The following is a 24,945-nucleotide window of genomic DNA, read 5'->3' as shown; positions in this document are numbered from 1 at the left end:
GTGATGGCGACGGTCCACGCCGTTCGGCGCCGCGCGGCGGTCGCCGAACGGCGTGGACCGTCGCCATCACCGCGACCGTGACACTGGCGGTCGCCGGGATCCTCACCTGGACCGTGGTCTTCGCCTACGGGCCCTCCACCAGTATGAACACCGCTCGCGGACTGCCCGCCGACGACCCGTGCGCCCTCCTCGGAGAGGACACACTGTCCGACCTGGACGCCGAAACCTACTCGTGGTCCAACGGCGAGTACTCCAACGGGTGCGCCTGGGAGACCTCGATGGCGGGGGAGGACGAGGTGTACCTGTCCCTCCACCGCGGCGTCGCCTTCTCCGAAACCGACTCCGCGACGTTGGAGGCCGCCGGCGAGGAGCACGCTCCGCGCGATCCCGGCGAGCTCTACGAGACCGCCGTCGAGTCCGCGTCCGAGGTCTTCGTCGAACTGGGCGACGAGGGAACCTCCGAACACCAGGACCGGCCCCTCTCCTACGGCGACGAGAGCGTGCTCGTCGTCCACAACATCGACTACGGGTACTCCGACAGCGTGTCCCAACGTGTCTCCCTCATCGTTCGCGAGGGCGACGTGGTGAGCACCCTCTCCTTCCACGTGACCGGTGAATTCGCCGAGATCGACCTCAACGAGTCCGAAGGCCTGCTCACCGAGGCGGCCGACGATGTCTTCGGCTGAACGACCCTCCCCCTCCCTCTCGGACCACACCCAGAACAGGAGACCCGCCGTGTACGACGGACCACCGCAGGGGTTCCCACAGGCCGCGTCCGCTCCGATGCGACCCCGGCGATCGACCGGGCGGACCGTCGCGATCACCGTGGCGGCGACGCTCGGCGCGTACGTGTTGGTGGTCGGGGTCGCCGGAGCCGTGATCGTCGGCACCGGATCCGGGGCGTCCGGAGCGGGGAACGAGACCGAAGGTCTGCCCTCCGAGCCGTGTTCCGCGGGGGGCGGTTCCCAGCTCGGCGCCCTCTCCGCGAGCATGCCGAACGCGAACTTCGGTGAAGCCCGCTCCACCTGCCAATGGTGGGTCGAGTACTCGGACGGGACCCCGGGCGTGCTGTTCGTCCGGTACCGATTCGCCACGGACGACGACGAGAGACCACTCCGTGACGAGTCGGACGCCCAGGAGCTGTACGAGACCGAGTCCGAGAGACTGCTCGACGGTGACGACAGCGACTACTGGTCGGTGGAGGTCTCGGAGGCCCGTGAGCTCGAACTCGGGGACGAGTCCGTGGTGTCCCACTACCAGGAGGGGAGCGACGACATGGTCGGCAACGCCGATGTGCTGGTTCGGGTCGGTGACGTGCTGGTCTCTGTCGAGGCGTCCGAGGCGGTCGAGTCCCCGGAGCACCGGACGGGTCGGGTCGACTTCACCGAGGACGAGGAGACCCTGATCGCGATGGCCGAACACGCCGTCACGCTGGTGGAATGACTCGGCGGGGCGATCCGGTCGCCACCGAACGCGGTGGTCCCCTACTCCGCGGCGACGGTCGTCACCGGTCGGACCTCCTGGCCCTCACCGGACCTGATGTCGGGCCTCTGGTCCACGCAGCGCGTACGGTCCTCGAACGCCTTGGCGTAGCGCAGCAACTCCACGTCACGGTAGTGACCCGCCGCCATCTGGAACCCCACGGGGAGACCCGTACCGGTGAATCCGGCCGGTACCGCCAGAATCGGAAGTCCGGTGGCGGAGAGCACCCAGGCCGAGCGCATCCAGTCCAGGTAGCCGGCGGTCTCCATGCCGTTGATCGAAGAGGGGTAACGCGACCGGGCGTCGAAGGGCAGCACCTGCGCGGCGGGGCTCACGAAGAGGTCGTAGCGCGAGTAGAAGTCCCGCACGGCGGCGGCCAGACGGGTCCGTGCGAGGGTGGCGTCGATGATCTGGCTCGTCCGCAGCGCCAGTCCGCTCTCCACGTTCCAGACCACCTCGGGCTTGATGAGGTCCCGGTACTCGCGGATCAGCGGCCCGAACGCGGTGGCGAAGTTCAAGGCGCGGGTGGTCAGGAAGACCTCGTCGGCGTCGGTGAGGTCCGGCGCGGCCTCCTCCACGATGGCCCCGGCCTCCTCGAAGACACGCAACCGTCGGGTCAGCACGTCCAGGACCTCGGGCTCCACGGGAACACCGAGCCCCAGGTCCGGGCTCCAGCCGATCCGCACGCCCCGCAGGTCACCGACGATCGGTTCGGAGAAGTCGTCCCCGGTCAGCGGCGCCGCGGGCACGACCCGGTCCGAGGGGCCCGAGACCGCCGACATGAACAGGGCGATGTCGGACACCTCACGGGCCATCGGTCCGGTACGGCCCAACCACGCCTGGTCGTCGACCGGTGTGGGTGAGGGGATCACCCCGTAGGAGGGGCGGAAGCCGACCACGCCGCAGAACGAGGCGGGGATGCGCAACGAGCCGCCCACGTCCGAACCCTCACCGAGGGGTTGGATGCCGACGGCGATGGCCGCGGCCACCCCACCGGAGGAGCCGCCCGCGCTGAGCGTGGGGTCGTAGGGGTTGGTGGTGGTACCGAAGACCTCGTTGAAGGTGTGCGAGCCCGCCCCGAACTCCGGGACGTTGGACTTGCCGGTGGCGACCACACCCGCGGCGCGCAGCCGGGCGACGACGAGGTCGTCCTCCTCGGGCACGTGGTCGGCGAAGATCCGGGAGCCGTTCGTGCTGCGCATCCCCGCCACCGCGTGGGTGTCCTTGTGGGTCATCGGGAGACCGTGCAGGGGCGGGGTCTTCGCTCCGGACGCGGTGAGTCGGTCGGCGGTGTCGGCCGCGTCTCGGGCCCGCTCGGGGTCGACCGTGACCACGGCGTTGATCGCCGGATTCACCTCATCGATCCGCTCCAGGTGGGCATCGAGCGCCTCCCTGGCGGAGACCTCCCCGCGCCCGATCGCGCTCACCAGGTCCGCCGCCGACATCCGCAGGATCTCGTTCATGGTCGCTCTCGGACTCCTTCACCACTCGGACGTCCCCGAAGGGAAGCGGATTCAGCCGTGTCCGACCGGCCTACCACTCAACCGAACCAGGTGACCTGGACAACCACGATGCGTTCGCCCCGAACGTCCGTCAGGTAGGTCAGCATCAGTTCGCCGCGTAGTTCAGTACGAACTCCCGGCATGGCACCGGAGAAGGCGGCGCCTTCCAGAAAGATCATGGATTCGCGGACGGCGAGCTCTGTGGCGAGAGCGGACACCGCCCGGAGCGCTTCTTCGGGCAAGCTGTCGAGCAGTGTCTCGGGATCGTGTTCCCAGTGCCAGTCAGACACGCTCGGCCTCTTCATGGGCCGCCCTGACGATCTCACCCGCGGTACGAATCGCCTGATTCCGGACCTCGGGGTCGGTGTCGTGGACGGACCTCTCGGCCTCTTGGAGGCGTCGGGCGGCCTCAGGCCTTCGTGCGATGGCGACCGTGGCCGCCCACTTGCGATAGAACATCCGGATCGGAATCACGCTGTCCCGCTCGCCGCACTCGGTGAAGGCGCGTTGCATCTCGTCGAAGAACTCTCCCAGACGAGAAGGCGCGACGGTGGCCACGGCCTGGCGAAGATCAGGGAGTCTCTGCGGGGGCTGCGGGATGATCGCATCGGAGCCGTCGACGAACGGAGTAGTCACCCGTGCCTCCCGGAGGTCCTGACAGTGCGTGGTGTCCAGCAAGGTGAACACTACCGGGCCTTCGCCACCGTCATCCATCGTCTTCGCCGTCACCACGGCTCTGGTGATCCAGCTCGTCCTGGTCCCGGCCGCGCCGGGAGCGCCCTGGTTCGCCACTGAACCGTGAGCGCCGGTGACAATGTGGTCGATGTGGCTTCGGCGCGACCGTTGTGCCGTCCACACCACCGGGTACGCCCGTCGTCCGGGGCGCCGTCACAGAGGGAGAACCGTGAAATGACCGCTCATCCTGAGACCACCGGCCCCGCCGACCCGGCCCGCCTGGACACCGAACGCATGCATCGGATCTACCGGCACCTGCACGCCAACCCCGAACTGTCCATGAAGGAGTACGCGACCGCCGACTTCATCGAGGCCGAACTCGACGACCTCGACATCGCGCACTTCCGTTGCGCCGGCACCGGGGTGGTCGGAGTCGTCCACAATGGCGAGGGCCCCGTGGTGGCGTTCCGCGCGGACACCGACGCGCTGCCCATCCGTGAGGAGACCGGCCTGGAGTACGCCAGCGAGGCCGTCGGCACGCTCGACGACGGGACCGAGGTCCCGGTGATGCACGGCTGCGGCCACGACACCCACATCACGTCCGCGCTCACGGCCGCCCGTGTCCTGGTCTCCGACCTCGACGCGTGGTCGGGAACGCTCGTCCTGGTGTTCCAACCCGGTGAGGAGACGGCGGTCGGCGCACGCGCGATGGTCGACGACGGCCTCTGGAACCGGGCCCCTCGCCCCGACGTGGTCCTCGGTCAGCACGTGATGTCGTTGCCGGCCGGTGCCGTGACGGTCAGCCACGGTGCCGCGATGTCCATGGCCGACTCGCTGAAGGTGACGGTGTACGGCCGCCAGGCCCACGGTTCACAGCCACAGGCCTCGGTCGACCCGATCGTGCTCGGCGCGTCCATCGTCACCCGGTTGCAGACCATCGTGTCGCGCGAACTGGACCCGCGGTCCCCGGCCGTGATCACCTGCGGCACCTTCCACGCAGGGTTCAAGGAGAACATCATCCCGGGCAAAGCGGAGTTCACCCTGAACATCCGCACCTTCGAACCCGAGGTGCGCGACCAGGTGCTCGCCGCGGTACACCGCGTCATCACGGGGGAGGCGGCCGTCTCCAACGCTCCGGAGCCGCTGATCGAGGAGCTCTACAGGTTCCCGCAGTGCTACAACGACCCCGACGAGGCCGCCCGGGTCGAAGCGGCCCTGCGCGCCGGGCTGGGAGAGGACCGGGTGTCCGAAGGCGTCCCGGACATGGGCAGTGAGGACTTCGGGGAGCTCTCCGAAACCATCGACGTGCCCTCGGTCTACTGGTTCTTCGGTGGCTTCGACCCCGTGGACGGTGAGCCGCCGTCGAACCACTCGCCCTACTTCGCACCGGTCATGGAACCGACGCTCGCCACCGGGGCCCGGGCGGCGATCACCGGAATTCTGGCCTACCTCGGAGCGGGGAACGACCGGTCCGGCGACTGACGGGCCGGGGCCGGCGTCGCGTGATCACGCCGGCCCCTGTTCGCTTGTTCCTCAGCCCCGGTGGCTCCGGGAGGAGCGTGCCTTCACAGGACCTCTATACCGGGTTCGTGTTCCGTCTCCCAGTACTGGATGGAACCCTCGCCACAGGCGAACTCCTCGAAGTCCATGTTGGCTATGGACAGGTTGTTCTCGATCGCCTGGATCGCCCCCGGCGCGGCCCTGAAGGACCTGCCGGGCCGCGTCCACAGATCCACCACCAGCAGCGGATGCCGGGGATCGCGCATGGTCAGCTCGTCCGCGACCATCAGGAACGAGTGGGAGTCGCGGGGTGTCAAAGCCATGAGCTGCTCGAAGGACAGCCCGGTGTGGCTGGTGTCGTCCACTGTGCGGACGTAAGCGTAGAACGCGTCGGGGTCGTCCCCGGGCGGCTCGACGCCCTCGTCGGAGACGGGGGCGCGTACGGCCGCCACGACGGTGTTCCAGGCCCCGTCGTCACCATGGTGGGTGCGCACGACGAGCGGATCCTCGCTCACGGGGAGCCGCGTCGGACGCCCCGCGCAGGGGCGGTAACGGGGAGGAGTGGTCAGCAGGTCCAGGTCGGCGCCGAACACCGAGTCGGGATCATCGGGCAGGGCGGTCGCGTCGGCGCTCAGGTCTTCGTGCCCGGAATCGAATACCAGGTAGAGCATCGCCGTCTGGCGGGCTCCGATCCGCAGCACGAGTTCGTGGGGGACGAAAGGGTTCTCCTGCTCCTCGTCGTCGCTCCCAGGAGAGGGCGTGAAGGCCAGGAAGGGCCGGTGCGCGGGATCGGCCATCGTGCGGCCGTCGGCCAGCAGCACCAGGTCCGGGCGCCAGGGGCCGGCCTGTTCCAGGGCCGAGTGGACCTCGGCGGTGGTGGCGTCCCGCCAAGCGGGGTCGTCCACCAGGAGCAAGCGCTTGTCGCTCTGTGCGAGGACGATCCCGTCGTCCTCGCGCCCCGGGCGGGGGAGGGGCGGGGACGGACGCGCACCGGGCAGGTCGATCAGGTGCGAGAGCGTGTCTTGCCAAGCGTCCTGATCGTCATAGGCGGTGCGCACCACGAGGAAGCCCGGGATCTCTTCCTCTCCCTTGGTGACGGGCGGAAGGAGGGGCAAAGGAGGGCGTCGCATGGGAGGCACCTTGCGTGGAGAAGGAGTGGAACGGTCTCCTGAGTACCAGAACGCGGTGACAAAGCACGCAGAACAAAGAAAAGTGGCCGCTCGGTAGTAAAAACCACCGAACGGCCACTCTTCGACCAGGAAGGACTGTCCTGGTCACTTGTCGGGGTGGCGGGATTTGAACCCACGACCTCTTCCCGTACCGGGGGCATCCGGTGGCCTGTGGGTCGATCCCGGAAACCGTCGCTGACCTCGTCCTTCGTCCCGGTCGGTTCTCACCGCTTCCGGTACCCTCCCAGAGCCATGTGCACTGAATGTGCATTGCTCTCGACCCCAGCCACAGGACATTAGCCCCAGGTGTGATGGGCCTGTCCCGCACACCTGAACCAAACTCCCTCGGCCCCAGCCTTCGGTAACCATCGTCTTCGGTCCGGGGTGCCCGATGGCGCCGGGGCCGGCACCCCAGACAGTCCGTGTCGCGCCATCGGGTGCCCCGGGACCTGAACACGTCATCAGTTGAGGAAGCCGACAACAGCTCTGACGGCTGACCTCGCACTTCGTCTACCTGCACTGATGCCGCCCGTCTCCCCACGATTCCCCGTGCTTCCCCGAAGTTGACCGCCTCGTGTGGCACGTGCGTGGCACGAAAGCTTGCCCCTACGGATGGGAAGGCGGGGGACTCCGCTGATGCTGTAGGGGCGCTCCTCGTGGGCTCCACGATCCCTGCGCTGTCAACACTCCACGCGCCTCGATTCCGCGGATCCACGAGAACACCATCATCAAAGCTCAGTGAGAAGGGACGCTGTAAGGTGAAAGCACTCTCTCTGCATGTGGTATAATATATGTTCGCCTACTTCATAGAGTTAAATCATGTACGAGGTGGCTATCTCTAGCCACTGTGCGTGTCCCGATGCGCCAGGCAAATGCGATGCCTAAATTTTTCTCGGGAAATGCACCTTTAGATAAGGTGTATTTTTCGTGTCTGAAATCTTTCAGATAATTCCCGATATTGGTATCGTTGAGCTTATTGTGTTGGCTACTGCTTGGACTATCCACGTTTTGTCTCGGCATGCCGTCCGCTTGATCTTGGGTGCCATGGCTATCAGGAAGGCAAATCCTTCGCAGGTACCTGATGTCATGAATTCTCTATCTGAGTGGAACACCCGCTCCAGTAAGAAACGAACCTAAAAGCCTACTGCTCTCGGGTGGGCGGAGTAGTTGGACCTGATTACAGAAGCGGCCGGTGACCTGGGCAGAAGTTTCGACTTCTCTCACGGTTTCCGGTTGCTCCTTGCTGCTGCGGCACCGATTGTGTAACGGAGGGGCGTCCGCCACCTGCACGGCCCTCAGGGTGCGCCAGGTCTGAACGATGGTACTCGCCACCACTTCCACAACCATGGGCATCGGCAATCACGGTTCGGACCGAGGTGCCCGATAGCGCCGAGGCCGATCACCCAAGACGGTCGCATTCCGCTATCGGGTGCCTCGGGATCGAGCACGCCAGTAACCATGAACCAGTGGTCCTGGTGCCGTTCCTGGTGCTGGGAAACCAATTCCGGCGCTTCGTCCGTTCTTCGGCTGCCGACCGAGCGAGAGACCGGGCGGCAGCCCGCAGCTCTCGCCGGACGGTGAGCCGCCGCGGCGGCGCTTGCGCCGTCGCCTTGATCTCATATAGACCAATTCGGCACCACAACTGAACCAGAAAGACCATTTTCAGGAGAAAATTATCAAAGATATGAAGGAAATTGTGCCGATAAAACCAAGGAACAGGATCCAGCATAGGACAGTAATGACATTTTTGCCGATTCTTCCAATCTCCATGTATTCGCGGCCTACCAGGTAGAGCACCTTGCTAAATGGAAGAAAAATAGCCACCAAGAAAATAGTGGAGACTAAAGTAATTGAAAACTTAGCAAATTGAGATGGTAGAGAAACGATCCCTGCACTATTTCCTAATAGGAGCATCTCAAGGATAATGAGAATGGCTAGTATTGAGAATATCAAGAACGCGGACATGATCTCCGGCACATCTAGTTTGGACATTCTTTTCCGGAGGTCCTTTATTCTTCCAGAGGCCTCAGAAAGGGAGTCTGCTTCCTGTTCTATTTTCCGCAAGGCGAGCGACTTTTGGCGATAGAAGAAAGAGTACCTTCGATTTTTCTTTATCAAGTTTTTAATCTGTATCGCTCGAGCGTGGATCCTCTTCTCTGTTTTTTCAACATCGAGAGCGAGATCCTTCCTCTCTCTAGATTCCAAAAGTGTGTATTTTGCCTCAACTAGCACCGCAACTATCAAAACTGGCACGACCTGAGCCAGAAGTCCGCTCGTATTGGCATCCACTGTGCGCCACTTCCGTGTTATTATTGGTTATTCTTCTGCTTGCATTGGAATATTATTCTTTGAAATCGCCCTCGCTGGAGCGCATTTCCGCCTGACGAAGAGCCAGGAGCCATGGGAAGTCCTTGGCGATACATGATCCACTTCCCTGTTCGTGGGGAACGAATGAATCCGGGCCAATCAGAACGGAGGCATGTTCAGTGTTTAGTCTTTTTACACTCTCTCTGAAGGGCGACCTGTTGGCGTAGGCAGAGTTGATAAACGGTAGGATCACGGTCGGAACTCTAAGGCCTATCGCCTCGTTCACCACGTCCAAGACGTAGTTGTCCGCGATCCCGTTGGCCAACTTGTTGATGGTGTTGAACGTGGCCGGGGCGATGATGATGGCATCCGCTTTGGGAGAGCGGGGATCCCCCGGTGTACGGTGCTGACTCCGTACCGGCCGACCGGTCTGCTTCTCTAACGCCTGGATGTCGATGAAGCTGACTGCGGCTGGCGTGGCCATGACTTGAACTGTCCAGCCTCGGTCTTGGGCCAGGCCGACCAGAGTGCCGACTTCGGAAGCCGGTCCTGCCGCGCACACCGCCACATAGAGCGTCTTCTGGTCACCCATGGAATCAGGCACCGGCCCTTTCCGCGAGAGTCTCTGTCTCAGAGCATGATCGGGGAAGTACTTACTGGCTTGAGGAGAGTTGTTTCCCGTCGTGGGTGCGAATATGAGGGAGATTCGGTTCTAGAGCGTCTAGAAGGCGGACAGCGTAGACCTCGCCCATGTGCTTCTTGACCTCGTCGGGAGTGAACCACTCGACGGCGGTTGCCTCGCTCGTGGTGCTCTCCTCGCCTCCTGACGGCTTACAGAGGAAGACGAGAGCGACGATTCCGCGGGCCATGTTCTTGTAGACACCCGTAAGTTGCTCCACCTCGACGTGGATGCCGGTCTCCTCCAGGACCTCTCGGACAACGCCGTCTTCGGGGGTCTCGTCCAGCTCCAGGACTCCGCCCGGTGGCTCCCAGGTGCCGTTGTCCCTGCGCTGGATCGCCAGCATGCGCCCGTCCTCGCGTATGACGGCTCCTGCCACGGACACCGAGTGCAGCGGCGTTGACGGCTTGTCTCCGGTGCTGTTACTCATGTACAGGAGCATAGGAGGAACAGAAGGACTATGGCGAGCACTGTAGGGGCGAAGTCGGCGAAGCCCCGGTATCTCCAGATCGCGGACGACATCGAAGAGCAGATCCGGGCCGGCCGCCTGGCTCCTGCTGAGGAGATTCCGAGCGAGACGACGCTGATGGAGCGCTACGGCGTCTCGTCGGGTACGGTCCGCAAGGCGGTCGCCCAGTTGCGGACGTCGGGCCTGGTGGACACGTATCAGGGCAAGGGCTCCTTCGTGAAGTCCCGGCCTCCCGTCAGACGCAAGTCCTCGGATCGGTTCCGGCGCTCACACCGTCGTGCGGGCAAGGCGGCCTACATCGCGGAGACCGAACAGGCGGGCGTGAAGCCCACGGTGCAAGTGCTCTCCATCGGCCCCGTGTCGGCTCCGGCAGAGATCGCCGAGCGCCTGGCCGTGGACGAGGGCGACAAGGTGCTTGCCCGGCGTCGGCTCTACTTCAGCGACGGCACACCCACCGAGGAAGCGACGTCCTACCTGCCGTGGGACGTGGCTCGGGATATCCCGGAACTCTTCGAGGAGAATCCTGGGGGTGGTGGCATCTACGCCCGGTTGGAAGAACACGGTCACGAGTTCGTGGAGTACACCGAGACCGTGCGGGCGCGTCTGGCGACCAAGCAGGAGGCGAGTGCCCTCGCGCTCAGCCCTGGCTCCCCGGTTATCCATCTGACCCGCAACGCCGTGACCGCCGAGGGACGTGTCGTGGAGGTGTGCGACACCATCATGGCCGCTGACCAGTTCGTGCTCGACTACCGCATCCCGGCCACGGACTGAGGGTCTTGCTGGCGTCCCCGGGGAGGCGTCTTCGACACAGAGGGTTGACTCATGTACAGGAGTACGTCACTCTTATCTACATCACTCATATACATGAGTGAATGGGTTCAGCTCATGTATAGAAGTTGGGCCTTGGGTTCGTTGATGTGACCGGTGCCCCTGCCATCGCGGCGGGTGTCGCCGCCCCAATCCCCTCGGGAGCGTGCTTCGTGGAATCCGTCGCCGTATCCGCTCCGAAGCGGTGCAGGTCCTGCCGTGGTCGCGGGTGGAAATCAATCCGTTCTCGGCGGCTGGTCGTGGTTCGCTCTTCTACTGCACGTGAACCCACTATCCGTATGGTTCCCTGCACAGCATGCCAAGGGAGCGGAACGGGCTCGTGATGAAACGGGGCGCGGACTCCTGCGTCGGGTGGCTCCCGACTCGTCGGCGGTTCCGCCTCATAGACAGCAGACCCCCGCGACGCGGGCTAGGCGTCCGGGGGCACGGCCAACCTGAGGAAAGCAGGCTGACGTGAGAGACCTTATCGCCCTGATTCGGGCGCTGGTGACTCTGATACGACCGACCCGACAGGGCAGGCACCACCGCAGCGGACCCCCTCCGTTCCGGGTGCCCGCTCCCGCGCGAGTGGAGTTGTGGCCCGCTCCGGAACCCATCGTGATGGACGGCGACGATCCCCGTTCCTACTCCCTGGTGCGTGGCCCCTATGCGCATGTGGAGCGTCGTCGCTCGACTCAGCGGGCCGAGCGAGACCGGCGGGGGATCGACCTGCTGGTGCAGATCGCGCGTTCCTCCCCTGCCCTGGACGACATGGCCGAGTTGCGTGACCTGGTGCGCACGGCCATCGCTGTTGGGGCGGTGCGGCGATGAACGGCGACGGACGCGGCACGGTAATCGACCGCGCAACCCTGATGGCGTGGGCTCGTGCCCAGGGTGTGCGGGTGCGTGTGGCCTGTGAGGACTGGGAGTCCATCACCTACGAGACCCTGTCCCGGCAACAGGACGGCACGTCTCTGGTCCAGCGGCATCGATGTGTGCTGCCCGAACCCGTGACACGGCGACGGCTGCTGATGTCCTACGTGGTCGGGCTGTGTCACGGGGTTGACGGGGCCGAGTGCAACCATGTCCGGCGCATCGTGCCCCCGGTGCTGTCCTCGTCGGATGAGGCGGCTCGGCGTGACGTGGCCTTGGTCGCCGCCGCTCTGGTGGAAGTCGAACGCCGGGCGGTGTGCGGGGCGACGGTGGACAATCTGCGGGTCTACACCGTCGAACGCGCCGTGCACTGGCGGCCCTTCTGAGAACTCCCGCGTGCCCTGCCGTCTCTCCGAGGCCACGGGGTGGGGCGCGCGGGTCTCGTTCTGTTTCACACGGTGATGTGCGCGCCTGTGTGGCGTGCTTCCCGCCGTGCTTCCCGCCGTGCTTCCTGATCACGGGTTGGGGCTCAAATGTGCCCCTGCCTGCTGACAGGGCCGGACCACGCAAGTAAGCTACTCGACCATACGAGTACTAGAGTAACCAGGTGGACATCATGTCGAGTCTGGAGTTCGCTCCGCCCAAGTACGTACAGATCGTGCGGGCGATCCAAGAGCGCATCGAAGACGGTACGTATCCCGTGGGGGAGATGCTTCCCTCGGAATCCCGGATGGTGCGTGAGTTCGGGGCCGGGCGTTCCACGGTGGTGCGGGCTTTGCAGATCCTGAGCATGCAGGGGTGGATCGAGCGCGAACACGGGCGCGGGTCGTTCGTACGGGGCGTCCCGCAGCAGACCTCCGAGCGCTCCCACGCCGGTGCCAGTGCCTTCGACGCCTCCGAGGAGGCCAGGAGCAACCGCATTCTCAAGACGGGCCGCACTCCCGTTCCCGCTGCCGTGGCTGAGGCGGTGGGCGTGCCCGAGGGTTCCCCGGCGATCATGCGTCAACGCCTGGTCCTGGATGACGGCCAACCCAGTGAGCTGGTCACCCTGTGGTTCCCCCTCGACGTCGCGGACGGCACCGACCTGGGCGACGAACAGCCGATCAGCATCGGCGCGCGTGAACACGTGCAGATGGTCAAGCAGGTGCGGCCTTCCCGGGTCTCCGAGCGACTGTGCGCGCGGATGGCGACGGACGAGGAGACCGAGCGTCTGGGGCTGGACGAGGGGACTCCCGTGCTCGGCATCACCGCGCGGATACTGGACGCCTCAGAAAAAGTGATCGCGGTCGCTGAGGTGGTTCTTCCCGGTGACCTGCACGAACTGGAGGACTCCTACCCGGCGGGGTAGCTGCGGGCGAACACCGGCCACTTATCTACTTGTCCGATCAAGTGTGGCCGGTTACCCTGAACTCAACTTGACCGGACGAGTGGTTGAGTGATTATCAAGTGGAAGGCTGATCGATGGCTATTCAGGGTGCGTTGCCGGTCGCGTTCGGGACGGTGTTCCCGCACGGTGCGTTCGCGTTGGGCGTGGAGGCGATCACGGACTTTGAGACCAAGCGTCCGCAGATGGACAAGGACACCGGTCTGCCGCTGTGGGCGGTGGACGTGATCGACGCCGACCCAGAAGCGCGGGGCAAGGCCAAGTCGGTCAAGGTCAAGGTCGCCGCTGAGGTCTGCCCGACCCTGCCGGACGAGGTCCCCGGGCTGCCGTTCCGCCCGATCGAGTTCGAGGCGATGGCGGTCATGCCCTACGTCGACGACAACGGCCGCCGCCCCCGGGTCGCGTACTCACTGCGGGCCCGTGGTGTGAAGGCTCCCGGCGGCGGCGCTGGTGGTCGCCGTGCTCCGGCCAAGGAAGCGGCCTGACCGCCTCCTGGCACGTAAGCGGGGCGGCCTGGTGCTCCAACACCTAGCCGCCCCTGAACCCCTCCCGTTACCTGCGAAAGCTTCGTGAAGAGGTGTCTTCAGTATGTCCGATTACCCCACCGACCTGTCCACTCTGACCGGTCCGCAGTTGGTCCGGCTGTTCCTGGACGCGGTCGACTCCCGGCCCGCCACGGATGCCGAGCGCGCCGAGTTCTTCGACTTCAAGGCCCGGGTGTTCGCCACACTCGCGGACCTGGACGACAACCCGGACGCGGTCAAGGCCGCTGCCCGTGCCCGCGCCGACCGTGACCGGATCCTGGCGCGGATCGAAGACGCGATGGGTGGTGAGCTGTGATGGCGAAGATCGGTGCTGCTCACACCCCTCCGACGCTGCCGACCCCGGCTCAGGGGGTGCGGTGGTCGACCCCGATCGTGGAGACGCCGGGGATCGTGGTCCTGGGCTCCTGGATCTGGCGGCTGGTCCGGTTCCTGGTGTCCCTGCCGTTCCGCTTCCCCGTCATGGTCGCCTGCTTCTCGGCGTCCTTCGCCGCCTGGTGGTGGCTGGACTGGCCCGGTCTGGCCGGACTGTGGGGAGCGGCTGCGGTCGCCTCCCTGGCGTGGTGGCGCACCTGGCCCGACTCCTACCGGACCTGGGTCACCCTGCGCATGCTGGCCTGGTGGCGGCACGTGTTCGTCTACCGGCGCTACTGGCAACCGGTGTTGGTGATCTCCGGGCTGGCCGAGTCCTACCAGGAACGTCGCTATCTCCCCCGGATTCGCCGCGTCACCTGTGACACCTGGGCTGACCGGGTCCGGGTCTCCCTCGTCGCCGGGACGTCTCCGGCGGACTTCGAAACTCGGGTGGCTGAGCTGGCGCACGGGTTCGCCGCTCCGTCGTGCCGGGTGATCGTGAACTGGCCGAGGGACATCACCTTGGAGTTCCCCCGGCGCGACACTCTGGCCGAACCCCTCGGCGCCCTTCCGGTCCCCGACGTCCCGGAACTGGACGCGCTCCACGTGGGCCAGAGGGAAGATGGCTCGCCGTGGCGGCTGCGGCTGCACGGCACACATGTCCTGGTGGCCGGGGTGACCGGGTCGGGGAAGGGTTCGGTGATCTGGTCGGCCATCCGGGCGATGCTCCCCGCCGTCGCGGACAACACCGCGCAGGTGTGGGCGATCGACCCGAAGCGTATGGAACTCGCCTACGGGCGGGACCTGTTCGCGCACTATGCCGATGACGGTGAATCCGCGGTGGCGGTGCTGGAACTGGCCGTGTCCCAGATGCAGGACCGGGCTCGGCGCTACGCGGGCAAGCGGCGCTCGCACACCCCCACTACGGAAGACCCGTTCGTCCTGGTGCTCCTGGACGAGGTGGCGTTTCTGACCGCCTACCACCCTGATCGGGACATCCGGAAGCGCTCGGAGAACGCCATTGCCACCCTGACCTCACAGGGGCGTTCGGTCGGCTTCGCCGTGCTGGCCGCGTTGCAGGACCCGCGCAAGGAGGTCATGAACCTTCGGAACCTGTTTCCGGACAAGGTCGCGCTTCGACTGGACGAGGCGTCCCAGGTCGACATGATTCTTGGGGAAGGCGCTCGGGACCGGGGTGCGAACGCCCACCTGATCGACCCGACCCTGCCGGGCGTGGGCTTCGTGCGGATGGAGACCTCACCGGCTCCGGTGCGGGTGCGGGCTGCCTACGTCTCCGACACCAACATCACGGCTATGACCGACGTCTACGGCGCGGATTCGTCCTCGGACGGGGAGGCTGCCTGATGCGCACGGTACTGGGCCAGCTCGAACCGGTAGCTCAAGATGGCGCCGATCAGGATGAACAGCCAGAGGGGGAGGTGCATCGCCAACGTCAGCGTGCGGCTGGTGAAGCTGGGATCGATCACGAACATGGCGACGTGCCATCCGAGACCGACGAGGCCGAAGAGCAAGTACCGCAGTCTGGGTCGCTTGGGTTGCATGCGGTGGGGGACTCCCGCTGTGTGGTTGTGGGGGTGGGCTGATGCCGACTCCTATCCGATGGCGACATCACGGCTATGACCGACGCCTACGGGGTGGGTTCCTCTTCTGCGGGAGAGGTGGCCTGATGTTCCAGGTACTCACACATCGAGCGCCGGTACTTCCGGGTGTCACGGACCAGGAACCACAGGAACAGCAACCAGCAGAAGGGGAGAACCTTCCACCGGTCGTCCTCAAAGGCCCACATCCACCAGCCCAAGAAAGGGATGAAGACCAGGCATCCAACCCAGTGGAAGATCATGCCCGACTTCGGCCGCTCGGGTTTCACGCGGTGCGGTCCCTCCGGTTCCTGATGTTGGGGGTGGGCTGATGCCGACTCCTACCGGTAAGTCGACACGGGCTGAGCGCCTGGCGCAACCCCTGGCCCGTGAGGTAGCCGAACAGGTCGCCGCCGACCACGGGGTGTGCATCCGGCCCGTGTCCCTTCGACGCACGAACATCACCACTGGTGCCACCGAGGTGATCGACGTCCCGTGCGGGTCCACCCTGGAATCCCGGTGTCCGGCCTGTGCGAAGCGGAAGAGGTCGCTTCGGCGGACTCAGTGCGAAGAGGGCTGGCACCTGGCGGAAGAACCCGTGGTGCAGCCGGATTTGCCTTCCGAGGAGCAGCGCGGGTGGGTGGAACAGCGGGCGGTGGTGACAGCCGAACGTGACCGGCTCGCCTCCACGGGCGCGGCATCGGCTGAGGACCTGGCGCGGCTGGACGCGGCGATCGTGGACCTGGACGAGGAGATCACCGCCTCTGGCCTACGCGGATCGGTCACCCGCTCCGCCTCTTCCGAGTCGGGGCCGCGTCGGGTCCGCTCGACCAAGCGGCGTCAGGACGTGCCCGATCTACCCAAGCGACCCATGACGAGGAAGACGGTCGGGCGAGCCTTCACCGACCCTGCCTCGGGCAAGGTCTTCCGTCCCTCCCTGTTCATCACGCTCACGCTCGACTCGTACGGGCGGGTGCGCTCGGACGGAACCCCGGTCGACTTCTCGACGTATGACTACCGTCGTGCGGCTCGGGACGCACTGCACTTCTCCAAGCTCGTCGACCGGTTCGTGCAGAACCTTCGGCGGGTGGCCGGGTTCGACGTGCAGTACTTCGCGGCCGTGGAACCGCAACGGCGTCTGGCCCCGCATCTGCACATGGCCACGCGGGGCACGATTCCGCGTGCCGAGCTACGGCAGATCGCTGCGGCGACGTATCACCAGGTGTGGTGGCCCCCGGCTGATCAGGTCGTGTTCGAGGGTGACCGGCTTCCCGAGTGGGACGAGGAGACAGGTGTCTTTGTCGACCCGTCGACAGGCGAAGTCCTGCCCACCTGGGATGAGGCGCTGGACGACCTCGATGACGATCCTGACGCGGAACCCCATCACGTGGTCCGGTTCGGCCGTCAGGTGGACGCCAAGGGCGTGGTCGCGGGCTCGGCGGATGCTGACCGGTGTGTGCGCTACCTGGCGAAGTACCTGACCAAGGACATCGCCGAGTGCCATGCCGCCGAGACGGCACGTCAGGAACAGCACGTGGACCGACTCCTGGACGCGCTGCGCTTCGAACCGTGCTCGCCCCGGTGCTCGAACTGGCTCCGCTACGGAATCCAGCCCGAGAACGCCAAGGCGGGGATGCGTCCTGGGTTCTGCCGGTCCAAGGCTCACCGACGCGAACACCTGGGCTACGCGGGTCGCCGTGTCCTGGTCTCCCGGAAGTGGTCCGGCAAAACCCTCGCTGATCACAAGGCCGACCGCCTGACCTGGGTCCTGGACGCTCTGGGCATCGACCCCATAGGCGAGGACCAGGGCGACGACACCGACCCCCGGCCTCCGGTGCTGACCTCGGCCAGCTCCGGTGACTACGCCTGGGAACTGGCGCAGCCCACTGACCCTGACGTTGCTCCCCGCGAACAACGCCTACTCAGGGCTGTCGGCGAAGCACTCAAACGCCGTTCCCAACTCGACGCTGCTCGGCAGAACGATCTTTCGGCAACTCCAGAGACGAGGGTGGCATGAGTGCAGCGACGGCCCGTGTGGACGTTCCCGAACAGCGTCGGGCCGATGTCCTGTGGTCGGTCAAGGATGCCGCCGCCTACCTCCGTGTACCGCCGAAAACCCTCTACGAATGGCGCTACAAGGGCGACGGGCCTCCCTCTCACCGAGTCGGCCGGTACGTCCGCTACGTGCCCGCAGAGGTCCATGCCTGGGTCCGATCCCAGTAACCCCAACCCCCGAGAGGAACCCCCTATGGCTCGCGCGTGGGTCTACGACCGCACCAAGGACAAGGCGTACGTGGAGGCGGTGAAGAAGGCCAAGGCGACCAAGCGCACACCTCCCGCGCGCTGGATGGTCCGCTATTACGACCCCTCTGGCCGGATCAAGAGCGGCGGCACGTTCAAGAAGAAGCCGGACGCGGAGAAGAAGCAGACCGAGATCGAGAACAGCCTTCATGAAGGCTCCTACCGCAACCCCCACGACGCCAAGGTCACTGTGACCGAGATGGCTGAGAAGTGGCTGAGCACGCGCACCGACATCAAGCGGTCGACCTGGTGGAAGTACCGGGGCCTTCTGGACGCGCACGTGCTGCCTCGCTGGGGAGAGCTTCCGATCTCGGCGGTGCACTCCGAGGACGTCGCCGTGTGGGTGGCCGAACTCCAGAAACCGCGGGACGAGGGCGGGGCCAACCTGGGCGCCTCACAGACCAGGCACGCCTACGGTGTCCTCTCCATGGTCCTGGAATGGTGTGTGCCGCGTCGCCTGCCCGCCAATCCCGCACGCGGGGTGCCGCTTCCGAAGCCAAGTGAGGCCGAACACGTCTACCTCGATCACCTCCAGGTGGAGGCGCTGGCGGACGCGGCCGGATCGCTGCGGACCAAGTACGGCCAGATCGCCGCCGCCGCGAACATCAACCGGCCCCTCATCCTCCTTCTCGCCTACACGGGCCTGCGCTTCAACGAAGCCGCCGCGCTGCGAGTCGGCAGGGTGGATCTGGAGACACGGCGCATCCGGATCGTGACGGCCTTCGCCGAGGTGGAGGGCAAGCTTGTCGAACAGTCGCCCAAGACGGGCAAGAGTCGGACCGTGCCGATCCCGAAGTCCCTCGTCGCGGAGCTGCTTCCGCTCGTGCAGGGGCGGCCGGACACGGCGCTGGTGTTCACCACCAAGCGGGGGAGCGAGGTGCGGCTCCGCAACTGGCGCAACCGGGAGTTCGGCAAAGCACTCAAGGCCGCTGCGCTCGACGGGATGGGTCTGACTCCGCACAAGCTCCGGCACACGGCCGCGTCACTCGCTATCGCGGCCGGTGCTGATGTGAAGGTGGTGCAAGCGATGCTCGGGCACGCCACCGCGACCATGACCCTCGATCGGTACGGGCATCTCTTCCCCGACCGCCTGGACGAGGTGGCCGAAGCCATGGACGCTGCGCGGCTGCGGGTGCTCGCTGCCTGAGGCCGGGGGACACGAGACCCCCGCCATGTGCAATGAATGTGCACTGCGGCGCTGAGGGCTCCATGCCCACAAAACGAAGAACGGGTGCCCACCTGTGTGGACACCCGTTCCTTTGTCGGGGTGGCGGGATTTGAACCCACGACCTCTTCGTCCCGAACGAAGCGCGCTGCCAAGCTGCGCTACACCCCGAAGCAACATCCCCAAGTCTAGCGGATTCGGGGAGTGCTCGCGACGCGGTTCACGCCACATTGTTCCGGACGCGGATCAGGCCCCCGCGACCAGGTCCAGCAGGGACGCCTCGGGGCGGCAGCAGAACCGCACCGGTGCGTACGGGGACGTGCCCAGGCCGCCGGAGACGTGCAACCACGCCTTCCCGTACTCGTTCAGCCCCCAGGCCCGCTTGCGGTCGATCCCGCAGTTGGTCACCAGGGTCCCGTAGAACGGCAGGCACAACTGACCGCCGTGGGTGTGCCCGGCCAACAGGAGTTGGTACCCGTCGGCCTCGAACCGGTCCAGGTTGGTGGGCTCGGGCGAGTGCAGCACCCCCAGCCGCACGTCGGCGCTCGGGTCGGCCGGTCCGGCGATGGCCTCGTACCGGTCCAGCTTGATGTGCGAGTCGTGCACGCCGCCCAAGGCCACGTCCAGCTCGCCGACCTTCAACGAAGCCTTGTGGTTGTTCAGGTCCAGCCAACCCGACGCCGACATCGCGGCGCCCAGCTCACGCCAGGGCAGGTCCGGCACCCGACGCTTCCCGTAGTCCTTCTTGCTGGTCCGCCACAGGTACCGCGCCGGGTTCTTCAGCTGGGGAGAGAACATGTCGTTCGACCCGTACACGAACGCGCCCGGGCGGTCCAGGAGCGGCCCGAGCGCGTCGATGAACGGCTCCACCGCGTCCGGGTGCGCCAGGGAGTCGCCCGTGTTGATCACCAGGTCCGGCTCGTACTCCTCAAGCCCACGGATCCAGTCGATCAGCATCTTCCGCCCGGGCGTCAGGTGCGCGTCGGACAGGTGCAGGATCCGCATCGGGGGGCTGCCTGCCGGCAACAGGGGGAGTTCGTACCTGCGCAGCCGGAACCAGTTGCGTTCGATGACCGAGGCGTACCCCAGTCCGGCCACACCGACCGCGCCCGTGATCGCGGCCGCACGGCCGATCCCGCGCAGAAGTCGTCTGTTGTCGACGCCCATCCGGACCTCCTTCTTCGTCAATGGATCGTCTCAGATCCGGAACCGTCCTGTGCGCAAACCGTTGGTCCGCGGGGGAACGACGGTCATAGGATCAAGTCATGTCCGAACTCAAAGTCCGCCTCAAGTCCGACCTCACCACCGCCATGAAGGCGCGTGACAAGGTGCGCACCGCGACCCTGCGGATGGTGCTCGCCGCCATCTCCACCGAGGAGGCGTCCGGTTCCACCCAGCGTTCACTGAGCGATGACGAGGTCACCAAGCTCCTGGTCCGTGAGACCAAGAAGCGCCGCGAGGCCGCCGAGGCCTTCGACAAGGGCGGCCGCGTCGACGACGCCGCCAACGAGCGCGCCGAGAGCGAGATCCTTTCGGACTACCTGCCCAAGCCTCTCACCGATGAGGAGGTCTCCCAGGTGATCACCGCCGCGATCACCGAGACCGGAGCCTCCGGCATGAAGGAGATGGGCAAGGTCATGAAGGTGGTCAACCCACAGGTCGCGGGCCGCGCCGACGGCGCCCGCGTGGCCGCGGAGGTCAAGAGCCGGCTGGCCTGACGAACGGACTCGAAGAGCTGAAAGGGGCGGGGTGATCAGATCACCCCGCCCCTTTCGACGTGCGCGTTCGCGCTCCGGTCAGTCCTGGTCGCTCCGGCCGTTCACCGGCCCGGCCGGCAGGACCGGATGCCAGTCGGCGCCTCCGGGGGCGCCATCGGCGCTCTCCCGACCGGTGCCGTCACTGAGGAACACGTTGACCGTGGCCCCATCCGGCAGATGGCTGCCGGGGTCCGGGTTCACCGCGGCCACGGAGCCCTCCGCTTCGGAGGATCGCAGCGTCGTCCCCGACACGTTGGCGGAGTAACCGGCCTCCTCCAGCGCGGACACCGCCGCGGACTCCGGCATGCCGACCACGTCGGGCACACCGCCGTCGTCACTGGCCGGGCTGGCCTCTTCGTCCCCGTCATCGTCGTCGTCATCGTCCTGCGGGGCACGTGGCTCGGAGGTGGAACCGAACCGGCCCGGCGCGGACGCCAGCTGCTCGGTCTCCAGACCCTCGTGGGCCCCGCGCATGGTCTCCTGCCAGATGGGCCCGGGGATCGTGGCCCCGTACACCGTCCCGAAGTGCCGGTCGCCGATGGTGACGTTGCGCAGCGGGTACTGCTGCGGACCGCGCGGGTCACCGACGAACACGGTGCTGGCCATCTGCGGGGTGAACCCGGCGAACCAGGCGGCCGCCGAACCGTCGGTGGTACCGGTCTTGCCCGCGGCGGGTCGACCGATGCCGAGGCTGGCGGCGGTACCGCCGTTGAAGGGCTGCGTCAGCAGGTAACTGGTGCCGTCGGCGACGTCCTCATCGATGGCCTGGTCGCACTCGGGCTCGATCTCGATGGTGCTGCCGGACTGGTTGTCCTCGATCCTGCTGATGGCCTGCGGTTCGCAGTACTGGCCGCCGGCCGCGAGGGTGGCGTAGGCGTTGGCCACCCGCAGCGGGGAGACCTCCTCGCTGCCCAGGGTGAAGCTGCTGTTGGCCAGCGAGTTCTCGTTCTCCGTGAACAGGGTGCCGTCGGCACGTTGCAGACCCAGCTTCTCGGCCATCTCCATGGTGTTGCACAGCCCGGCCCGAGCCTGCAACTGCGCGAAGAAGGTGTTGGAGGAGGCCTTGGTGCCGGAGATCATGTTGTGGTTGCCGGCGTTGCTGTCACCGGCGTTGCTCAGCGACCAACTCTCCAGGCGTCCACCGTTGCAGGCCGTCTGCCCGCTCACCGTGGTGGAGCTCGGAGAGTTGAACGAGGTGCTGAACGGCAGGCCCTGTTCGAGGGCCGCGGCCAGGGTGAACGCCTTGAAGGTCGAACCGGCCTGGAAACCGCTGCTGCCACCTCGGTCGGAGTCGGTGGCGAAGTTGATGGACGTCTCGCCGAGTTGGCTCTCGTCCGGACCGTAGTTGCGGCTCTGCATCATGCCGAGGATGTGGCCGGTACCCGGCTCGACGACCGCCTGCGCGGCCACCTTGCGGGACTCGTTCTCACGCGGGACCCACTTGTCCACGGCGGCCTGGCCGGCCTCCTGGGTCTGCGGGTCCAGGGTCGTGTGGATCTCCAGACCCGCGGTGCGCAGCCAACGGGCCCGTTCGGTCTCGTTGGGGCCGAACCGCTCGTCCTGTTCGATCTCCTGCACCACGTAGTCGCAGAAGAACGGCTGGTCGCTGGGCACACACCCGTTGGGCGGGGTGTCCAGTTCCAGTTCGAGCTTCTCCTTCTTGGCCTCGTCGGCCTCGGCCTCGGTGATGGCGCTGGTGGCGACCATGCGGTCGAGGACGACGTTGCGTCTCTCCTCGGTCTGCTCCGGGAAGAAACGGGGGTTGTACAGGTAGGGATAGCGGACCAGGCCGGCGATGGTCGCGGCCTGGTGCAGCTCCAGATCGGCCGCGGACACCTGGAAGAAGTGCTGGGCGGCGGACTCGACACCGTAGGCGCCGTCGCTGAAGTAGGCGATGTTGAGGTAACCCTCAAGGATCTCGTCCTTGGTCATCCGCTGTTCCAGGGCGACCGCGTAGCGCAATTCCCGGATCTTGCGGGCGACCGTCTCCTCGCGGGCGTGATCCAGCTCCTCCTGGGAGGTGGCCGCCTCGATCTGCACGTTCTTGACGTACTGTTGGGTGATCGAGGAAGCACCCTCGGTGTTCCCACCCATCGTGCGGACGGCGGCGCGCAGTGTGCCCGACACGTCCAGGCCACCGTGCTCGTAGAAACGGGAGTCCTCGATCGCCATGATCGCGTCGGTCATGTTCGGTGAGATGTCGTCGATGTCGACGAGCTCACGGTTCTGGTCGAAGATCTCCGCGATCACGCCGCCGTCGGCGTCGTAGATCGTGGAGCGTTGTGGAGGTGGGGGAGTCTCCAGTTGGCTGGGCATGTCGAGGAAGCCGCTGGCGACGTTTCTGGCCGTGATCCCCAGGCCCCCGACCGCCGGCAAGGCCAACGCGGCGACCAGAAGGCCGGCGATCGCGCCGATGACCATCAGTTGGCTGATTCTTTGAAGCAATGTCCCCTGACCCACCCCATCAGAATAAGTGACCGCGAACGCGATAAAGCGGTGCGATCGGTGTCGTACTCCGCAAGTTCACGCGGAATCGACCGTGCCGTCGCACAAGCCGTGCCCCATGACCATCTTTCCACGGTTATCGCTGAAAGATCCCGGTGCGGTTCGGCCGATGATCACCTCCGCGCTGGTTGCGGGAGAGTGGCCGACCGATCACGCAATGGCCCGCTCGGGCCATATCCATGAGATGGAATGGGGGTCGACTGGGTTCTGTTGGTGAAGCGGTCCGAACCGTACTTTCGAGTTACGGGCGTTTGGTGACACTGAGGATGCCACCGACCCCGCCCGGTGACGGGAGGCCACCGTGCTCCCCTCCACTCAACCAGAGCACATCGACCACCCGTGACCATGGGACCCATCACACGTCTGGGAAGTGGGCCACATGTGGACCGATCAATGGACGACGCAGGCTCTGTGCCGACGAATCGATCCTGACACGTTGTTCGTGCCGGGCGCGGCGCAGAACCAGGTCAAGATCATCTGCCAGGGCTGTCCCGTGCGCACCGAGTGCCTGGCCGACGCCCTCGACAACCGGATCGAGTTCGGGATCTGGGGCGGCATGACCGAACGAGAACGCCGATCCCTCCTACGCAAACATCCGGGCGTCAGTGACTGGGGGCCGTTGCTGGAGGGCGCCCGTCGCGAGGGCAGCGGTGACCTGGCCCACTACGCGCAGACACGCCAGAGCGCCTGAACCCCCTACCGTTCCTCTCCCCCCAACGCCGAGCCGATCTCCCGCAGCCCCGTCAGGTCGTGCACGTCCTCCGCGTGGGCGGCCACCTCCGTCATCCGGACCTCCGGGTGCGTGGACGACATCCGTTCGCACAGCCACAGTTCCCGCTCGCGCTCGCGCACGCGTTCGGCGTGCAATCGCAACGCGGCCACGGCCAACGGATGCGCGTCCGCCAAGGAGTCCGCCGCGGTCTCGGCCCGCTCCGCGCCCAGATCGGCACCGGGTCCCGAAGACAGTGGATGGGTGCGATTCACGACCAGACCCGCCAGGGGCATCGTGTCCTCGGCGAGTCGCTTCACGAAGAAGGACGCTTCGCGCATGGAGTCGGTATCGGGCACCGCGACCACCACGAACGCGGTCCCCGGAGCGCGCAGCAGCCGGTAGGTGCGTTCGGCGCGCTCCTGGAACCCGCCGAACACCGTGTCGAACGCGGAGACGAAGGAACGCAGGTCGTTCAGGAACTGGGCGCCCACGATCTTGCCCACCACCGAGCCCACCATGTTCATCCCCGCGCCCAACAGTCGGAACGCGCCCGAACCGGCCGGACTGAGGAAGCGGATGAGCTTGCCGTCCAGGAACCGTCCGAGCCGCTTGGGCGCGTCCAGGAAATCCAGGGCCGACCGGCTCGGTGGGGTGTCCACGATGATCAGGTCCCACTCGTCGGACTGACGCAGCTGCCCCAACTTCTCCATCGCCATGTACTCCTGCGTGCCGGAGAAGCTCGTGGAGAGGGTCTTGTAGAAGGGGTTGGTCAGGATCTGGCGGGCCCGTTCCGGATCGGCGTGCTCCCGCACGACCTCGTCGAAGGTCCGCTTCATGTCGAGCATCATCGCGTGCAGGCTGCCCTGAGGCTCCGGGGCGCCTTGGGCGTCCTCGTCGTCCTGGGTGTCTCGCCCACCGTGTCCGGCGGTGACGGGACGCGGCAACGGAACCGGACGCGGAGTGTTGTCCAACTCCGCCAACCCCATGGACTGGGCCAGGCGCCGGGCCGGGTCCACGGTGATCACCACTGTGCGCCGACCCCGTTCGGCCGCGCGCAGCGCCAGCGCCGCGGCCGTGGTGGTCTTGCCGACACCACCGGCGCCGCAGCACACCACGATCCTCGTGCCGGGGTCGTCGAGCAGCGCGTCCACGTCCATCCGCTTC

General features: G+C 66.1%; 27 protein-coding genes and 1 tRNA gene. 15 read left to right on the top strand and 13 right to left on the bottom strand.

What is annotated here, in order from left to right; translation table 11 throughout:
• Positions 1–686 (top strand): hypothetical protein (locus tag BQ8420_RS32080; protein ID WP_087102670.1); only part of this gene is annotated, 686 nt, incomplete at its 5' end.
• A gap of 49 nt (positions 687–735) precedes the next feature.
• Positions 736–1,443: a hypothetical protein gene (locus BQ8420_RS27355; protein ID WP_200816118.1), complete on the top strand. Its 708-nt coding sequence runs from the start codon at positions 736–738 to the stop codon at positions 1,441–1,443.
• A gap of 41 nt (positions 1,444–1,484) precedes the next feature.
• On the opposite strand, the gene BQ8420_RS27350 is transcribed toward BQ8420_RS27355, so the two are convergent.
• From BQ8420_RS27350 to BQ8420_RS27340, 3 genes are all read right to left on the bottom strand, one after another.
• Positions 1,485–2,945, bottom strand: a complete 1,461-nt coding sequence (locus tag BQ8420_RS27350) for an amidase (protein WP_087102666.1) — start codon at positions 2,943–2,945, stop codon at positions 1,485–1,487.
• Between the two features lie 77 nt (positions 2,946–3,022).
• Positions 3,023–3,274, bottom strand: coding sequence for a hypothetical protein (locus tag BQ8420_RS27345; protein WP_087102665.1), 252 nt, complete (start codon positions 3,272–3,274; stop codon positions 3,023–3,025).
• Entirely contained in the window at positions 3,267–3,620 is a 354-nt protein-coding gene (locus BQ8420_RS27340) for a hypothetical protein (RefSeq protein ID WP_143847593.1), read from the bottom strand. Before BQ8420_RS27340 ends, BQ8420_RS27345 begins: the two co-directional genes overlap by 8 nt.
• A gap of 273 nt (positions 3,621–3,893) precedes the next feature.
• Here BQ8420_RS27340 and BQ8420_RS27335 point away from each other — a divergent pair, with 273 nt between their 5' ends.
• Positions 3,894–5,141: an amidohydrolase gene (locus tag BQ8420_RS27335; protein WP_087102661.1), complete on the top strand. Its 1,248-nt coding sequence runs from the start codon at positions 3,894–3,896 to the stop codon at positions 5,139–5,141.
• An 83-nt stretch (positions 5,142–5,224) separates the two neighbouring features.
• Here the strand turns inward: BQ8420_RS27335 and BQ8420_RS27330 are convergent, their stop codons facing one another.
• The 4 genes from BQ8420_RS27330 to BQ8420_RS27320 all read right to left on the bottom strand — a co-directional run bounded on the left by BQ8420_RS27330 (position 5,225) and on the right by BQ8420_RS27320 (position 9,744).
• Positions 5,225–6,289: a DUF6924 domain-containing protein gene (locus tag BQ8420_RS27330; protein WP_143847591.1), complete on the bottom strand. Its 1,065-nt coding sequence runs from the start codon at positions 6,287–6,289 to the stop codon at positions 5,225–5,227.
• Positions 6,290–7,990: 1,701 nt separating this feature from the next.
• On the bottom strand, positions 7,991–8,617 hold the full coding sequence (locus BQ8420_RS31675; protein WP_143847589.1) for a hypothetical protein: 627 nt from the start codon (positions 8,615–8,617) through the stop codon (positions 7,991–7,993).
• 52 nt (positions 8,618–8,669) lie between these two features.
• Positions 8,670–9,239 (bottom strand): flavoprotein, encoded by a 570-nt coding sequence (locus BQ8420_RS27325; RefSeq protein ID WP_200816117.1) that lies wholly within the window; start codon positions 9,237–9,239, stop codon positions 8,670–8,672.
• Between the two features lie 49 nt (positions 9,240–9,288).
• Positions 9,289–9,744 carry an NUDIX hydrolase gene (locus BQ8420_RS27320; protein WP_235006518.1) on the bottom strand — a complete coding sequence of 152 codons (456 nt, stop codon included), beginning with the start codon at positions 9,742–9,744 and terminating at the stop codon, positions 9,289–9,291.
• 30 nt (positions 9,745–9,774) lie between these two features.
• Between BQ8420_RS27320 and BQ8420_RS27315 the strand changes: the two genes are divergently transcribed.
• The 7 genes from BQ8420_RS27315 (at position 9,775) to BQ8420_RS27285 (ending at position 15,108) form a co-directional block, all read left to right on the top strand.
• Positions 9,775–10,554, top strand: coding sequence for a GntR family transcriptional regulator (locus tag BQ8420_RS27315; protein WP_087102654.1), 780 nt, complete (start codon positions 9,775–9,777; stop codon positions 10,552–10,554).
• A 510-nt stretch (positions 10,555–11,064) separates the two neighbouring features.
• Positions 11,065–11,421, top strand: a complete 357-nt coding sequence (locus BQ8420_RS32935) for a hypothetical protein (RefSeq protein ID WP_235006517.1) — start codon at positions 11,065–11,067, stop codon at positions 11,419–11,421.
• Positions 11,418–11,849 carry a hypothetical protein gene (locus BQ8420_RS27305; protein WP_235006516.1) on the top strand — a complete coding sequence of 144 codons (432 nt, stop codon included), beginning with the start codon at positions 11,418–11,420 and terminating at the stop codon, positions 11,847–11,849. The genes BQ8420_RS32935 and BQ8420_RS27305 overlap by 4 nt, the downstream gene beginning before the upstream one ends.
• A gap of 221 nt (positions 11,850–12,070) precedes the next feature.
• Entirely contained in the window at positions 12,071–12,811 is a 741-nt protein-coding gene (locus tag BQ8420_RS27300) for a GntR family transcriptional regulator (RefSeq protein ID WP_087102650.1), read from the top strand.
• Between the two features lie 113 nt (positions 12,812–12,924).
• Complete coding sequence (locus BQ8420_RS27295) at positions 12,925–13,332, top strand: plasmid replication, integration and excision activator (RefSeq protein ID WP_087102648.1); 408 nt, start codon at positions 12,925–12,927, stop codon at positions 13,330–13,332.
• Positions 13,333–13,435: 103 nt separating this feature from the next.
• Positions 13,436–13,687, top strand: a complete 252-nt coding sequence (locus BQ8420_RS27290) for a hypothetical protein (RefSeq protein WP_087102647.1) — start codon at positions 13,436–13,438, stop codon at positions 13,685–13,687.
• Positions 13,687–15,108 carry an FtsK/SpoIIIE domain-containing protein gene (locus BQ8420_RS27285; protein WP_087102645.1) on the top strand — a complete coding sequence of 474 codons (1,422 nt, stop codon included), beginning with the start codon at positions 13,687–13,689 and terminating at the stop codon, positions 15,106–15,108. The genes BQ8420_RS27290 and BQ8420_RS27285 overlap by 1 nt, the downstream gene beginning before the upstream one ends.
• Here the strand turns inward: BQ8420_RS27285 and BQ8420_RS27280 are convergent.
• Together BQ8420_RS27280 and BQ8420_RS27275 are read right to left on the bottom strand one after the other, a co-directional pair.
• Positions 15,069–15,305 carry a hypothetical protein gene (locus BQ8420_RS27280; protein ID WP_087102643.1) on the bottom strand — a complete coding sequence of 79 codons (237 nt, stop codon included), beginning with the start codon at positions 15,303–15,305 and terminating at the stop codon, positions 15,069–15,071. The two genes, BQ8420_RS27285 and BQ8420_RS27280, sit on opposite strands and share 40 nt — an antisense overlap.
• An 86-nt stretch (positions 15,306–15,391) precedes the next feature.
• Positions 15,392–15,631 (bottom strand): hypothetical protein, encoded by a 240-nt coding sequence (locus BQ8420_RS27275; protein WP_087102641.1) that lies wholly within the window; start codon positions 15,629–15,631, stop codon positions 15,392–15,394.
• Positions 15,632–15,672: 41 nt separating this feature from the next.
• On the opposite strand from BQ8420_RS27275, the gene BQ8420_RS27270 reads away from it, so the two are divergent.
• The 3 genes from BQ8420_RS27270 to BQ8420_RS27260 are packed head-to-tail and all read left to right on the top strand — an operon-like array spanning position 15,673 to position 18,789.
• Positions 15,673–17,358: a replication initiator gene (locus BQ8420_RS27270; protein WP_087102639.1), complete on the top strand. Its 1,686-nt coding sequence runs from the start codon at positions 15,673–15,675 to the stop codon at positions 17,356–17,358.
• Complete coding sequence (locus BQ8420_RS27265) at positions 17,355–17,564, top strand: AlpA family transcriptional regulator (protein WP_036554814.1); 210 nt, start codon at positions 17,355–17,357, stop codon at positions 17,562–17,564. The genes BQ8420_RS27270 and BQ8420_RS27265 overlap by 4 nt, the downstream gene beginning before the upstream one ends.
• A 25-nt stretch (positions 17,565–17,589) precedes the next feature.
• Positions 17,590–18,789, top strand: a complete 1,200-nt coding sequence (locus BQ8420_RS27260) for a site-specific integrase (protein WP_087102637.1) — start codon at positions 17,590–17,592, stop codon at positions 18,787–18,789.
• A 115-nt stretch (positions 18,790–18,904) separates the two neighbouring features.
• Here the strand turns inward: BQ8420_RS27260 and BQ8420_RS27255 are convergent.
• A tRNA-Pro gene (locus BQ8420_RS27255) sits at positions 18,905–18,978 on the bottom strand.
• A 75-nt stretch (positions 18,979–19,053) separates the two neighbouring features.
• On the bottom strand, positions 19,054–19,974 hold the full coding sequence (locus tag BQ8420_RS27250) for a metallophosphoesterase (protein ID WP_087102634.1): 921 nt from the start codon (positions 19,972–19,974) through the stop codon (positions 19,054–19,056).
• Positions 19,975–20,072: 98 nt separating this feature from the next.
• On the opposite strand from BQ8420_RS27250, the gene BQ8420_RS27245 reads away from it, so the two are divergent.
• Entirely contained in the window at positions 20,073–20,525 is a 453-nt protein-coding gene (locus tag BQ8420_RS27245; protein WP_087102632.1) for a GatB/YqeY domain-containing protein, read from the top strand.
• 78 nt (positions 20,526–20,603) lie between these two features.
• Here the strand turns inward: BQ8420_RS27245 and BQ8420_RS27240 are convergent, their stop codons facing one another.
• On the bottom strand, positions 20,604–23,009 hold the full coding sequence (locus tag BQ8420_RS27240) for a penicillin-binding protein (RefSeq protein WP_087102630.1): 2,406 nt from the start codon (positions 23,007–23,009) through the stop codon (positions 20,604–20,606).
• Between the two features lie 439 nt (positions 23,010–23,448).
• Here BQ8420_RS27240 and BQ8420_RS27235 point away from each other — a divergent pair, with 439 nt between their 5' ends.
• On the top strand, positions 23,449–23,760 hold the full coding sequence (locus BQ8420_RS27235; protein ID WP_087102628.1) for a WhiB family transcriptional regulator: 312 nt from the start codon (positions 23,449–23,451) through the stop codon (positions 23,758–23,760).
• Between the two features lie 5 nt (positions 23,761–23,765).
• On the opposite strand, the gene BQ8420_RS27230 is transcribed toward BQ8420_RS27235, so the two are convergent.
• Positions 23,766–24,938 carry an ArsA-related P-loop ATPase gene (locus BQ8420_RS27230; RefSeq protein WP_087102676.1) on the bottom strand — a complete coding sequence of 391 codons (1,173 nt, stop codon included), beginning with the start codon at positions 24,936–24,938 and terminating at the stop codon, positions 23,766–23,768.
• Positions 24,939–24,945: the final 7 nt, after the last annotated feature.

It is taken from the genome of Nocardiopsis sp. JB363 (assembly GCF_900143625.1).
Classification (GTDB): Bacteria; Actinomycetota; Actinomycetes; order Streptosporangiales; family Streptosporangiaceae; genus Nocardiopsis.
The sequence above is the reverse complement of the archived record's forward strand: the minus strand, read 5'-3'. Positions and strand labels throughout refer to the sequence as shown.